At 38.8% G+C, this 14111-nt stretch carries 14 protein-coding genes; 7 read left to right on the top strand and 7 right to left on the bottom strand.

What is annotated here, in order from left to right:
• Window positions 1–49 precede the first annotated feature (49 nt).
• Window positions 50–586 carry a DinB family protein gene (locus tag MHI48_RS23105; RefSeq protein ID WP_405141888.1) on the top strand — a complete coding sequence of 179 codons (537 nt, stop codon included), beginning with the start codon at window positions 50–52 and terminating at the stop codon, window positions 584–586.
• Window positions 587–612: 26 nt separating this feature from the next.
• A complete protein-coding gene (locus MHI48_RS23100; protein ID WP_405141886.1) occupies window positions 613–1089 on the top strand; it encodes an EVE domain-containing protein in 477 nt (158 codons plus the stop codon).
• Window positions 1090–1861: 772 nt separating this feature from the next.
• Here MHI48_RS23100 and MHI48_RS23095 read toward each other — a convergent pair.
• From MHI48_RS23095 to MHI48_RS23085, 3 genes are all read right to left on the bottom strand, one after another.
• Window positions 1862–4828 (bottom strand): AAA domain-containing protein, encoded by a 2967-nt coding sequence (locus tag MHI48_RS23095; protein WP_076329096.1) that lies wholly within the window; start codon window positions 4826–4828, stop codon window positions 1862–1864.
• Window positions 4829–4930: 102 nt separating this feature from the next.
• On the bottom strand, window positions 4931–5398 hold the full coding sequence (gene yidD / locus MHI48_RS23090; RefSeq protein WP_405141884.1) for a membrane protein insertion efficiency factor YidD: 468 nt from the start codon (window positions 5396–5398) through the stop codon (window positions 4931–4933).
• Between the two features lie 55 nt (window positions 5399–5453).
• Window positions 5454–5675, bottom strand: coding sequence for a hypothetical protein (locus tag MHI48_RS23085; protein ID WP_036617217.1), 222 nt, complete (start codon window positions 5673–5675; stop codon window positions 5454–5456).
• A gap of 261 nt (window positions 5676–5936) precedes the next feature.
• On the opposite strand from MHI48_RS23085, the gene MHI48_RS23080 reads away from it, so the two are divergent.
• From MHI48_RS23080 to MHI48_RS23065, 4 genes are all read left to right on the top strand, one after another.
• The gene (locus tag MHI48_RS23080; RefSeq protein WP_076329095.1) at window positions 5937–6530 is read left to right on the top strand and encodes a YdeI family protein; all 594 of its coding nucleotides are present in this window, start codon (window positions 5937–5939) and stop codon (window positions 6528–6530) included.
• 120 nt (window positions 6531–6650) lie between these two features.
• On the top strand, window positions 6651–6899 hold the full coding sequence (locus MHI48_RS23075; RefSeq protein WP_083677503.1) for a type II toxin-antitoxin system HicB family antitoxin: 249 nt from the start codon (window positions 6651–6653) through the stop codon (window positions 6897–6899).
• Window positions 6900–7091: 192 nt separating this feature from the next.
• Window positions 7092–7310, top strand: coding sequence for a hypothetical protein (locus tag MHI48_RS23070; RefSeq protein WP_076329093.1), 219 nt, complete (start codon window positions 7092–7094; stop codon window positions 7308–7310).
• A 650-nt stretch (window positions 7311–7960) separates the two neighbouring features.
• Entirely contained in the window at window positions 7961–9364 is a 1404-nt protein-coding gene (locus tag MHI48_RS23065) for a DHA2 family efflux MFS transporter permease subunit (RefSeq protein ID WP_076329188.1), read from the top strand.
• 245 nt (window positions 9365–9609) lie between these two features.
• Here the strand turns inward: MHI48_RS23065 and MHI48_RS23060 are convergent, their stop codons facing one another.
• From MHI48_RS23060 to MHI48_RS23045, 4 genes are all read right to left on the bottom strand, one after another.
• Entirely contained in the window at window positions 9610–10932 is a 1323-nt protein-coding gene (locus tag MHI48_RS23060) for an amidohydrolase family protein (RefSeq protein ID WP_076329092.1), read from the bottom strand.
• A gap of 421 nt (window positions 10933–11353) precedes the next feature.
• Window positions 11354–11965 carry a TetR/AcrR family transcriptional regulator gene (locus tag MHI48_RS23055; RefSeq protein ID WP_076329091.1) on the bottom strand — a complete coding sequence of 204 codons (612 nt, stop codon included), beginning with the start codon at window positions 11963–11965 and terminating at the stop codon, window positions 11354–11356.
• A gap of 209 nt (window positions 11966–12174) precedes the next feature.
• Window positions 12175–12603 carry a hypothetical protein gene (locus MHI48_RS23050; RefSeq protein ID WP_143781275.1) on the bottom strand — a complete coding sequence of 143 codons (429 nt, stop codon included), beginning with the start codon at window positions 12601–12603 and terminating at the stop codon, window positions 12175–12177.
• A 34-nt stretch (window positions 12604–12637) separates the two neighbouring features.
• A complete protein-coding gene (locus tag MHI48_RS23045) occupies window positions 12638–13297 on the bottom strand; it encodes a hypothetical protein (RefSeq protein ID WP_076252844.1) in 660 nt (219 codons plus the stop codon).
• 356 nt (window positions 13298–13653) lie between these two features.
• Here MHI48_RS23045 and MHI48_RS23040 point away from each other — a divergent pair, with 356 nt between their 5' ends.
• The gene (locus MHI48_RS23040) at window positions 13654–13923 is read left to right on the top strand and encodes a hypothetical protein (RefSeq protein WP_076252843.1); all 270 of its coding nucleotides are present in this window, start codon (window positions 13654–13656) and stop codon (window positions 13921–13923) included.
• Window positions 13924–14111 lie beyond the last annotated feature (188 nt).

Genomic DNA, 14111 nt, shown 5'->3' with positions numbered 1-14111 from the left:
GTTTTTTTATACTTTGATATATCACAGATCAAGAGGAGTGGGTTGAAGGATGAGAAGTACAACGGAAGTATTGACATCATTTGAAACGGCAGTAGAACGATATTTGGCAGAACTGAACAAATTGGATATGGGGAGCTTACTTAAAAAACAAAGTGAAGAGGAATGGTCCATTGGACAGATGTATGTACATTTGATTCAATCAGCGCTTTTCTTGCATCTGCATAATATTGAGCAGTGTTTGAGCAGTGAGGATTCGACGTTAAAGTCGGGGGAGGAAAAAACAGAACTGGGTAGGCAAGTATTTGAATTAGGACAATTCCCTCCCGTGCCTGTTAAAGTCCCTGCTTCCCCGCAGTACACCCCGCAACCACCCGAGAGCATGGAGTCCTTGAGCGATGGGCTTCACATGGTCGTGGAACGGATGAGGAGTACAGAACCCCTTTTACACCAAGCGTCCGAAAACAACAAAATACGTCATCCAAGGCTTGGCGCTCTAAATGCTCAGGAGTGGTTTTTGTTGATAGAGATGCACTACAGACATCATTTTTTGCAATTAGATCGATTGAAATCAAATCTGGAAATGTAAACGAGAGAAGGGAATGTAATATATCCATGAAACCAAATCAGGACAGCAGATATTGGATTGGCGTTGTATCTGCTTCTCATGTAAATGTAGCCGTAGAGGGAGGGTTTGCTCAGTTGTGCCATGGCAAGTCAGCGCTGTTGCGACAAATGTCCCCTGGTGATTGGTTGATATACTACTCTCCACGTACTGACATATCAACAGGCAAGCCACTCCAGGCTTTTACCGCTATTGGTCAAATTACGGACGACAGGATATACCAATATCAGATGTCGGAATCCTTTATACCCTTTCGCCGAGATCTGCGTTATCTTCCGTGTCGAGAAGTAAAGATCGCAACGTTGTTAGACCAACTCAGTTTTACACGCGGGAATCGCAATTGGGGGTTTCCATTTCGTAAAGGTCACTTTGAAATTGGGGCTGAAGACTTCATGATGATAGCTTCCTCCATGTTGGAAGATGAGACACAGTCACTACTAAATATTAGCTTAAGCCAGAAATGTTAACCAAACCAAAAGGTCCATAGATTGTCTATGGACCTTTTTGCTTTATGGATAATCATATCCTCCACCGTTGATATTACATTTGCGAAGACGCTGGATGCCCAAGGAAAGACCTTTAATTGCCCCGTATTTCGTAGTTATGCCGGCAATATAACTGAAGATGTATACACCTTTGCTAGAGAACAGGAATTTAATAATTTTTTATTTTAAAAATTGTATTATCTGATCCTCAGGGCTACAGCTATTAGAATGAGGAAGAAGTTAAGAGTGTTACTTTGGGTCATGATTTTGAAGTACATTTATTCAACAGGTTTAAAAATGTATCTGGTAGTCTGATTGATGTGTCAAAGCCGACAATACAGTATGATTTTATTGTGGAATTGGGCGGTGTTGGAAAGTCATTTCTTAGTATAGTAAAATTTGAATGCTGAGGGCTGTCGTCCCTTAAAAGATCAAAGCACAGACTAGGATCAGTATTTCCACCTGAATGGTACGAATCTGGACATGAACGTCACAGGTTAGATTGTAGATGGTAAACTACTGCTTTATTGGAACAGGTGATGCAAACACCCAGGCGGAAGCTGAAAGATGATTTATAACCTGTTGCCGGCAATGTTCGTGTAAGAAGTAAAGAAAGAGAATTAACTATTATAAAGCAGATGAAAATAACTGATATCTTTTTGGGTATCAGTTATTTTTTGAGTTTAGGTTTTATTTACTTCGTGCTCTCTGTTTTTGTATGAATTTAAGAGGAGGAATAATAGTTTTGAATAGTTTAATTGAAAGAATGAAGATAGGTTTTTAATTTATTCCAACCCTCACTCTCATCATTGGAAGCAATACGGAATTGCATAAATTCAGCATAACTGCAAAGCGAATCTTTTTTTCGGTCATTGTCTATTGTTTTGGCATCACGTCTGTGATAAAAACCATCATATTCTATGGAGCATAAAGGTTGGAGAGAATCCTTCTCGTAGATTACGAAGTCCATATGACTGGTGAAATAATAAGATTTTAATTCAGCATCTAATCCAATTTGAATAGAGAGTACATCTTTGATAGGCACTTTGGGAAATACAATGAAGGGCATGCCTTCGAGAAATATCAATAACTTGTTATAAATCATACGTTCTCCCTGATGCATTAAAGTTTTGCGGTTTTCTTCACGTATGAGTTGATTGAATTCAATGGATAACATGATAGCAGGACGATAGAAACTATTGGCCTCTATTGTATATATATATTGACTTAATTTGGTTAGATAACCCTTACCGTTATCAATCTCGGCTAGGTTACCAACAAGGATGAAATAATCAAGTGCTCTGGTTAGTGCAACATTTATTAAACGATAACTATTTTGAACAAAATCAATCTGGAAAGCGGTTGAACCACTGGAGATAACAGTGCTGAAAATGATAGCTCGGCATTCCCCACCTTGAAACGTATGGACAGTTCCAATCTTGATGTTTGGCTTATGTCTGAACATCTGCAGCAATCTCTTTTTTTGTGCACCAAATGGTGTGACAATACCAATTTCTTTGATGCCGTTCTGTTCTAACCTTTCAACGATGGATATGATTTCCTTCAGTTCGTGATCATTGGAAGTACCAGTAGCTCTCCCGTATACATTCGTTGAAAAAATCCCTGTATGGTAAGGTTTCCGCTCAGGCTCTTGACGCATCGTGAGTAGACGCCCGCGATAGAAATGTTGATTACTAAAAGATACAATAGAAGGAATACATCGATAATGGTAATTGAGTAAGTGTTGACCATGTTCATTCTGTTCACAAGCATGTGCCGCTCTTTGAAAAGCTGAGACGCTCTGAAAGCAATACGGTGAATACTCAATGCCGCTCGCATGCACATCAAACAATGATTTACTATGTTCATCTTGCAATGTGACAATATGATTTAATTGATGAACGTCACCAAAAAAGCAAGCTCTTCTTGAAACTTGTAATAGAGAAAAAACGCTTGCGATAGAGCACTGAGATGATTCATCTATGATAGCTAGGTCTATGGATGCCCCAGATGGGATACAACGTCGAGCCGATAAACTGCTTACGAGTAGAACAGGGAATAACTTCAAAAAGGCAGGAAAGGCAAAAGAAGTTCTTTTAATTTCCCCTTTTTCACTGAGTTCTTTTATAAGTTGGGCAATATTGTTCATTTCCGTTTGATTACGAAGGATGGGTTCTGCTTTTCTAAGCCACTGAGAGCGAACAATTGTAAGATCTATATCGTTTTTTTTCGTATACAACGTTGCTAAGCTTGTTGACTGATCTTTTTGTTGATTCTGCAACTGTAAAAGCTGATTTTGATATTGCTGCAAGCGTTGTTCGAGATTGATGACTTTAATAATTTCTTCGCATAGAGCAAGTGAATGTGTTGGCATGGTTGTATCGACAAACTCCCACAATTGCGAAGCATCAATCGACTGCAAATATTTTTGAATACGTCTCTTCATGTAAAATTTGAGTTTACTTGCGATGTAGGCTCGGAAGTTACGAAAAACATCATTTCCAAATAACTGTAACGGTTCATCTACAAGCTGACGTAATCTGTGTTCTATCTGTGCATGGGGAAGAGTAAGGGTTTCGAAATTATTTTTCATAGTCATCAGATGGTTTACACGCAATCGGTTGTTTAAAACACCTATTAAATCTTGAAGTTGCTTTATGGTGTTCTCCAAGTCAATAATCTGTTGTTCTTGTAGTTCGACCTGATTAATCTGATCCAATAATAAATGACTTTTATGTAAATATGAATCGTAAGTATTGTCTGATAACAAGTTATTCATTTCTTGTTTCATACGCTCAATCGCTGTCTGAATTGCTAACGCCTGATTTTGATTGTGCGTTTTATTTCCTAGGCGTACAAAGCCAAAAAATGAATTTGAGATTCCTTTTCCTTCTAATTTTTCAGAGATATTATCAACTGCCTGATTGTTAGTACTAGCTACAATACATGTCTCTAGGCGATCAACTTGGTTAGCTAATAAGTTGATAATAGTTTGCGTCTTTCCAGTTCCTGGAGGTCCCTTAATGATGCTAATAGTGTGCTGAAGATCAGCAAGTGCAAGATTTTGAGGATAATTACTGGGTACAATATGTAGCTGCGTTCTCTCAGGTTTTGAATCAGATAAGGCATAACTGTGAGTAAGAAAGCTGCTAAGTACAGCGCTTGGCTGGTTTTTATCCGTTAAAACATCTTCAATCTCTTTTGAGATCAAATAATTAATGCCAGTTGTATTCTTAGCTAATAGGATCACATGACTTGGAATAATATCCTGCAAGTTGTATTCAGATGAATCTATAAGCTTCTCAAGATTCTGCTGATTATGTAGGAAAGCATCGGGTGAAGCAACAAATTGTTCATGTAATTTCTGTAGCATATCCATTGATTTATAATCTGTAAAAGACTTGAAGATCTCTTGATGGAACCCTGCATAGTCCGCTTTGAAGAGGTTTCGATTCGCTAAGAAGCTTGAATTACTCCATAAACATAATGGTATATATGAAGTTTTATTTCCTTGAACTGTTCTAATAAGTGGATAACCAAACAGAATCGTTTCCTCTGATGTTAACCTAGCACTTAGCTTTTCATAGCGTGTAATAATGTCCTCTATATCATTAGGATAAATCTGCGAATGTACAAGTTCTTCTTCTTTAATATGTATAGAGTAATAGCTTTCAAATTTAAGACAGTCTAGATAATAGTGAAGCAATTCTTTTATTAGCAAAGGGTCCTCCTATAAATCTCGTATTTATGAAGCGAAGATAAAAGTTAAATGCCGGAATGAAGAAAGGCCCATATTCTAGACAGTCTATGGGCTTTTTCGATTTTACGGATAATCATATCCTCCACCGTTGATATTACATTTGCGAAGACGATGAATGCCCAAGGAAAGACCTTTAATCGCCCCGTATTTCTCAATAGCTTGAATCATATACACAGAACAGCTTGGTTCAAAACGACATTTGTTCCTCACTTCAATAGGGGCAAAACGTTGATAAATTCTAATACTCCATATCAGGATTGCTCTAACACGTCGTAGAACTATGAAGAACATACTTGCTATGAAAATAATCCGGGCACTTAGCAAAGCATATACTGGAATGAATGGATTCAAGAGATAAAAACAGATCATAGAGATGATTAGCCCTGCGAATAATGCAAGTGTAACGTTAAGCAAAGACTTCAACCAATCGATTTCTGGAATAACATGAGTTCTTATATAGAAACTGCTTCGAGGGTCGTTTTTTTCATGATGTGTATGTAAGAGTCTAATAAGTTCTTCTTCGGATGGCATGTTATTATATATCAGTTCCTCAGATTCTGAGTTTCTCATGATTGTTGTACTATTATTAAATCTCTCTGTAGAAAATCAGCATATAATGATGCGTTGTAACAGGTTGCTGGAGACAACCGGGTTTCTCAGTGACGGATAGCGACTCCATGGATTGATAGGTCCATCCAGATTGTGCTTTGTGATTGATGATATCCGCAAATAAATTAACAGCAGCCTGAGTATCACCTCGGTTTACTTGAACATTTTTCGGACCTGGAACAACTGTGTACTCTCTCATTTAAATCATCCTTTCGTATGTTGGAATTATGGCAATAGACATTCCATTATTTTACTATGGGGATGGTAAACTGTCGATTGAAACTTATTAGATGGGATTGGATTAAATGATAGGCCATCTAACAGGATGGTCTTTGTTGTTATTAAGGTTTAAATTCAAGTGGAAAAGTCAATAAAAGCTCTGTAAGCAACGCTGTACAATCCACTGAAAACCAGTACAATTGAACCTATAAAACCATGAGATAAAGAGAGGTATTTCTCCATGACGGATACAAGTGGGAATCGCAAAGTTGACGGCTATTTAAAAAAACTCAAAACGTGGAAGGAAGAGTCCACAAAGCTGAGAGAAATTATTCGGGATTTTGAACTGACAGAGGATATGAAATGGATGCATCCTTGTTACATGCTGGATGGGAAAAACATCGTTTTAATCCATGGATTCAAAGAATACGTGGCCATTCTATTTTTCAAAGGTGCTCTGCTGAAGGATACACACGGCATTTTGGTCCAGCAAACGGAGAATGTACAGGCAGAACGCCAGCTTCGCTTCACCAGTCTGGAGCAGATTGAGGAGCAGGAGGCTATGATCAAATCCTATATCCAGCAAGCGATTGAAGTGGAACAGGCAGGATTGCAGGTGGAAATGAAAAAGACTACCGAATATAGCGTTCCTGAGGAACTTCAGCAGCAATTCGATGAGAATCCTGCTTTCCGAGATGCATTTGAAGCACTGACACCCGGACGTCAGCGGGCATATCTCTATTATTTTTCACAACCGAAGCAATCCAAAACAAAAGTGTCACGAATCGAGAAGTATATGCAGCCGATCCTGGAGGGCAAAGGGTTGAATGATTAATCTTATAACAATATATTTGAGGGAAATTAAGAGTTAAAACGAGTGAAAGCCTTTCAGATATAATCCGAATGGCTTTTTGCTGTTTTTGCTAAAAGTATAGATAACAGGAGAGTGTCCCATATGATTCGAACTTACCAATACTACGCAATTTTTAATTTTGCTGAGGATGGAATTAATGTTACATTTCCTGATCTGCCTGGATGTATCACCTGTGGCGAATCAATTGATGAAGCATTATTGATGGCGAAAGAAGCACTTGAATTATTTTTGGATGGAGAACCTGTTGAAGATATTCCGCCTTCTCAAAGCATAATGCCTGAATTATTGAATCCTAAAGATAAAGCATATTTAATTGAAGCAAATATCTGAAGCTTCAGCAGAAAGATCGGAATAAATAACTGTGAGTTGTTACAATTAGTGAAAATATTTTCATAATAGATGGGAAAACTTTGAGAATAATGACTAGTAACGGCAATGGACTGAATTAAAGCATCATTTCTACAAGAATCGATATCTCGATCAACAATTCGCTGGAGTTGTTATTGCTAGGTCAAATTTCCAATGAGATGGATAGCCAACCTGGTAATGTTATTAGGTAAAAAGATTCAAACCGAATGTATTACTGAATCCATCTCTGAAAGAGAAGTATCGAACTTTGATGTAGATCTTGGAGATAAGGCGGAACCTTTTAGAGTAAATCCTTTTAATCGCATAGATTTTGATTTGCAAGATGAGTTAGCTAAGGAGTCTCGAAAGAAAGGTCCAAAAAATCAAATATGAGTGAGAAGCAAAATTATCGTAAAAGTGCTAATAAATAAGTACATCACTGATCATAGCCCCATCACGTAGAGACAAATAAAAAGATTTTCACTAAGCGGCGACTTTTTCCCTAGAATTCAATCGGGGAGAGGTCGCCAATTTTTTTTGAAGAAACTTCAAACCAAAATAACTGACTTCGCAACTTGCTCATATTATCTGAATACACCTTTTTGGTTTCAGGTCAGACGCGACAGACTAAGTTTAAACATCGCTGAATCTCTGGGAACATAGGTAATTGTAAAAAAATAAATATCGTAAGAAAGTAGCACATCGTTGCGGTTTTTTTGTGAATCAAAAAAAAAGGGGGTTGACTTTCTCTTTGGTTCAGGGGGGGCCTTGACAGGCGTATGTTATGATCAAAAAGTTGAAAGTTCTCCTGCAGATTTTGAACGAGAATCAGATAACTTTCCAAAAGGAGGTTTATATATGAGCAAAACACAATGCCTTTCCTGCTATTGCAGTTCTGGTTAACATATGCAGACAGAGGTATTTTGTTCTACTTAATTTCTAACATGAATCAAAAATTTGAAAGACACTGAGGAGTGAAGGTTTTGCAATCAGGTACTATTTCTGAAAATCAAAAAGTTCCAAATGTTAAGGTTTTCCCTATTATGTTTGCATTGATGCTTGCTGGTATCATAGGTACTTTTAATGAAACGGCAATTAATATTGCTATAAGTGATATTATTAATCAGTTCGCGATTACGGAAGCTAAAGTTCAATGGTTAACAAGTGGTTACTTACTTACTCTGGGAATTTTAGTTCCTCTTTCTGGACTATTAATACAATGGTTTTCAACACGTCAACTTTTCCTGACATCAGTCAGTATGTCTATCGTAGGATCTGCAATTGGTGCTATGGCGGGAAGTTTTGATATCTTGCTATTAGGGAGGATACTTCAAGCAGCTGGAGCAGGGCTATTATTCCCATTGATGCTTAATACGGCTCTTATTATATTCCCAGCCGAGAAACGCGGAAAAGCGATGGGACTAGTCAGTCTTGTGTTCACAGCGGGACCTGCTTTAGGCCCAGCCATCTCAGGTCTTTTAATTGATTATCTAAGCTGGAATTGGATATTCTGGGTATCGTTGATGGCTCTGGTGCTTGCTTTGTTGGCAGGCGTAGCGTTTATGAAAAATGTAGCACCTATAACCAAACCACGTATTGATATATACTCTCTAGTCTTGTCGACAATTGGTTTTGGTGGACTTGTTTATGGTATTAGTAGTGCAGGAGAGGGAGATCATGGTTGGAGTAACCCTGTTGTTATTGTACCCCTGATTGCCGGGGTTATCGCATTAATCCTATTTGTCATTCGTCAACTGAACATGAAAAAACCTCTAATGAACTTAAGAACTCTACAGAACCCTATGTTTGCTATAGGTACTTTGCTGGTATTCATATGTATGATGGTTTTTCTATCGTCCATGTTCATTCTTCCCATGTTTATGATTCGAGTTCTTGAATTAAGCGCACTGACGACTGGACTTATTCTTCTACCAGGCAGTGTAATTTCAGCTGTACTTTCTCCTGTCGTAGGGGCACTATTTGACAAATTCGGACCTAAGTTTTTGGTAGTCCCTGGTCTTATCATAGTTGCAGTCACTCTATGGTTCTGTTCTAATATTACGGTTGCTTCGTCCATTGCTTTGATTATGGTCATGCATACCTGTCTAATTGTCGGAATTCTGATGGTATGGATGCCTGCTCAGACAAATGGTCTGAATCAGCTACCTTCTGATATGTACCCCGATGGTGCGGCTATATTGAACACACTTCAACAAATCGCAGGAGCTATCGGTATTGCAATGGCAGTAAGTATCATGACAACCGGAACCGCAGACTTTATTAAGAGTGTGGCTGATCCTACGGAGCCGGGAAATGCAACATTGGCGTTAACCGCTGGTATGCAGAACGCATTATTCTTCACGATGTTTGTAGCTCTTGCCGGACTTGTTCTAGGTGTATTTGTAAGACGAGTGAAAGTCCAGAAGTGGTCTGGAAACTCGGAATAGTCATAATATAGCTCTGCCAGATCAGTGGACTACTATTATGAGACAACTTTACCGAATACTGATTTGATGATGATCTAATAAGTTGAGATACAGATTATCTTTTAAAAGACTAAATTGTACCCTATAAGATAGACACTTTGAAAAAGTCCATCTTGTAGGGTGTTTTTCAAAAGGTTGTAAAACTACCGTTGACCCAATAATCATAGAGGATAACAATATACCAAAGCATGATTTCACCCCTGAATTTACCAAACTGAGTTTAGAACATCGTCGACTTCTTTGATTCTTGTGACAGATGGTGTTTGAATTAGATTTCCTTTGACCATGACCATAGAGATGTCTGACAAGGCCTCGATATGTTCCAGTGGATTTTGCTCCATGATAATCAGATCGGCATGTTTTCCGATATCCACCGTCCCTGTAACATCGTCAACACCGAGGATCTTTGCATTGGTTCGAGTCACTATGTCGATGACCTGTTTGTTGTTCAGGTTGGCCTGTCTCATGTAGTGGTCCATCTCTCTCCACATATCATAGTGAGTCACGTAAGGCATAGCGGCATCGGTGCCAATCCCGATGGTGATGTCGTTTTCGATCGCTTGTATTACGCCCTTGAGCATTGAATCGTAGACGAGTCTGGAATTCTCTTTTACCGTTGCACTTACCTTCGTTACGCTCGTATCCAGTGAAGCGGAGGGATAAGCGGCTTGCAGGGTGGGGATGAGTGCGGTGTAGCCATTCAAGGCATTGGGATTATTTTTGTACAAACGAATGATTTCGTCATCCATCTCCGAACCGTGCTCAATGGTATCGACGCCACCTTGTAACGCAACCCGTACGCCTTCCGTGCTCTCCACATGCGCTACCACCCGCAAACCAATCTTATGCGCTTCATCGCAGATCGCCGCAACTTCGTCCACCGTCATCTGTAAACGGCCAGCCTCGCCGACTATTTTCGCATCCGTCACACCACCCGTCACACAGATTTTGATCAGATCCACGCCGTGTTTCACATTAATGCGTACATTTTTTCGTGCTTCCCACGGAGAGTCACCAACCAGAGCCAGAAATGGAGCACCGTGCCCACCCGTGACACTTAGGAAAAACCCGGAGACGAGCAGATTGGGGCCGACAAAGTCACCGTTGTTAATCTCATCCCGCAGCTGGACATCCGTGTAAAAGAATTCCCCCACACTGCGCATCGTTGTTACACCCGCATGGAGTGCGGTCAGTGCATTGCGTTTCATTCGTTTTTTCAAAACGTTTCTGCCAAACTTCGTGTTCAATATTCGATCATAGCCAAACTGCAACAAGCCTTCACTGACCGAGAGACTGAACGGTTTTCCATCTGCAAAGAGGTGTACGTGTGCATTGATCAGTCCTGGCATTATGTATTTTCCTGAGAGGTCGATGGTTGTGTAGTGACTTGGGATATGCAAATCGTTATCTCGGCCGATATCCTGAATAAGTCCTTGTTCATTGACGAGAATGGTCATATTTTCTTGCAAATTGCGGCTTGAGTCGCCGTGGATCAGATTGACGTTTTTCAATGCGTAAGCGGTGTTCATGTTGTGTTCCTCCTTAGAATGTGGATGGGATTATATAAGTTGAAAGAGGGTATGTACACTTGCCACTCCGATGACAGAACAACCTTCGGATCGCTGTTATCCCCAGATTTTTTTGATTCCCTCTTAATAGGGAAAATCCGGTGATAGCTTATGCTTCCGATGTAGCTTTCTTTCAGAAAGCTTTCAGGCGAACGCTTCGTTTCCTATGGTTATTTCTGTCCTCTCCGTTATCGTGTAAATGTAGGTTCAACTTAAATAGTTTGGTAAATGGTAAATATCCAACTTAAAAATGAATTATAAATTCATTTTTGGGTCAAAAAAATAGAGTGACTTAATATTAGTGTTTTTTTGCGTGCAAACCAAGTGAAGTTGATCTGATCTGCACGCTTTGTCTACCTGGCATAAGTGATGAGATGAAGCGTTATTCGTTGAGACTCTTCATACCGTACAGTCTGTATACATACAACGCCTCAAAGATTTGCTTCCGGCTGTCCTCACTCATCTCTCGCTTCAATAGATCCAGGTTCATATCAATCACGTTGTGCGCGAGAATGTTCAGCAAGATCAGGTTCTCCTCGGTGCCGATCTCATATCGTTTATATTGATTCTTCAGATAGGCCTTCTTGGTTTCGATCATCAGCTCAACAAGCTCATTCTTGGCGTTGGTGTAGATGGTGCCTTTATTCTTTTCAAAGATAATGACAATCTGATTCCGGTATTTTCGTAATACATCCACCTGTTCCTGCAACAGTGCCGACTTTCGCTCGCTATCCGTTTCCTCGAACAAGGTCTGATTATCAAAGTGGATCGTCTCCACCAGCACATTTTTTAGATAATCCACGAGATCCGGCGGCACAACGGCGTAGAATAATTCTTTCTTATTCTTAAAATAAGTATAGATATTGCCCACGGAAATATTGATCTCATCCGCGATATCGCTCATCTTGGCATCCACATAGCCTTTTTCAAAAAAGACCTTGAGCGCTGCGTATTCAATCTCTTTCCTGACTTCGTCTTTCTTGGCTTGCACCATCGGGAACGACTCCTTAATAGTGAATGGTTGGTTCGTTATTAGGATAGACCTTTTTGAGGGTGGGTGTCAAATGGGGGAGGGAATGCCAATAATAATGTAACAAATATGCTATCTAAGTTGTAGCCAAGTGGATATTATTTATTTTGTCGGACTCGAATACAAGAAAAATTAAGCATCCATAGTTCAGTCGAATATTGAACCAAGGCTGCTTAGGGATTTTTGGCAACTGTCCTAGAAGACATAATTGATGTGTTCATTCCTAGAGTCCAAGCATATAAATTTCCGTTAACGTCAGAATAATAATTACCAAAGTAAGCAATGGTACTCGTGTTCGGATCAGCGTATTTAATAACTCTTCCGTTAGTAGACTCAGTATTAGTTTTTGTAATATTAACTACACCAGTAGTATCCCACCTTGAGGCTCCGTTACTGACATATCCAGCGTATGTTGAGTCAACATTTTGGAGATTATAAGTGAAATTTGAAGAACCTTGATGATTGTTACAATCAACAGAGTATCCAGAAGATTCTCCATTCTGGTGACAAGTATTAGGAGACTTATGTGCATATGCATTTATAGGAACAAGAGTTGATAAAAGAAGAGATGATACTGACAATTTTACTAGGAATTTTCTCATAATCTATACCCCATTTCTTTCTCATTGTTAATAACTACTTAGTTACTGATTCTATTTTCTTAATGAATTCTTCTTCGTTGAGCACTTGGGTGTTAGTCGTTTCATTGAGATTTAAAGTATGGTTATTCTCAATATCATAAAGTTCTTTGTCAATATAACCTAATTTTTCAACATTGTTATTTCTAATATTTTTATACATATTAGTCTCTTCACCCAGTATCCAATAAAGGTTTGGATATTCTTTTGCCACAGAACCAACAGCTTTTTTCAAGAATAGAATATATTCTTCATTTTCTTGGAATAACGGATTATCATTAAACAAGACTTCATTATTACCTTGTTGCATGATACTAATAGTTTCTGATACTAGTGTAGGGTCACTTTTTTGAGTACTTAGAATTTGAGCATTAAATATACTTTTAGGGACAGGTTCGGTAAGTTCACCAAGGTTTTCACGTAATACTACTTTGACAATTAAATCGGCTTGTTTAACCCCATCCTCGAAGGGAAATACCTCTAGTTGACCTCTGAAGGTTTTCTTTTCATTCGTTTCTTGAATATTAATAGGTCCTGAAGTCTGAGCATCCCCATTAACGACTGTCCCTGAATTCCTTTGATCAAGTGTACCTGAGTAAATCATTCCACCTGTCATTAAAGAGAGTATGACTGTTGAAAAAACTAATTTTTTATTCATAAAGCTAACCTCCAATCAAAATTTATGTTCTTTCCAATAATTAGACAGTGGAATTTATTGAAATGTTTCAAATATGTATATAAAAAATTGAATTAATGATTGTTTTATGTTGGAAATCTAAAATAATAATACTTTATAAAGCCGCATTTGCTTCTGGCAACGTCAAAGTTTTCATTTACACAAAAATCTTGATGCTACCTGCTACACATGCAAAGCTTAAAAATTACTATAAATTCAGTCAAATAGATGATTACTTTTAATAAACAATGATGTGAGTAGGAATACAATGGTACGTTCTCACGTACCACATCTTTTCTAGTGAGATGTTACCCTCTCCTTAACAAAGGAGTGGTGACATGACAAGTACCAACAGCGAAGACCTGAGTTCACAGTACGCACAACACATTGAACAGGAAGACGACTACGTTAACCAACTGGTCACATGTAACAAACTCATATTAGACGCCATGGACATCATCGCAAAGCAGGCAGGTGTGCTAGAGATGGATACCGTGAAACAAGCAGCGTATCACCTTCATGCCATGGAACAGGATCTGAACCGAAAGTTATTTGAAGTTCGACTGGAGAAGAGCATCTTGGCAAATCAAATGAGCCAGTCTACATAAAATCACCTTAACAAAAGGACAGCGCAGGATCATACAAGATGATCTTGCACTTTCTTTTTACCTTCCCGTCCAAACGATTTTTGCTCCCAATTAAGCATTGACTTTCCCCACAAATCCCCCTAAACTTCAATTATTAAAATACTTTTAAAAACTTTCATTGAATGGTTCGAAATGAACGAAAGGAGGCA

Source organism: Paenibacillus sp. FSL H7-0942 (assembly GCF_045040715.1).
Lineage (GTDB): Bacteria > Bacillota > Bacilli > Paenibacillales > Paenibacillaceae > Paenibacillus > Paenibacillus amylolyticus.
The sequence above is the reverse complement of the archived record's forward strand: the minus strand, read 5'-3'. Positions and strand labels throughout refer to the sequence as shown.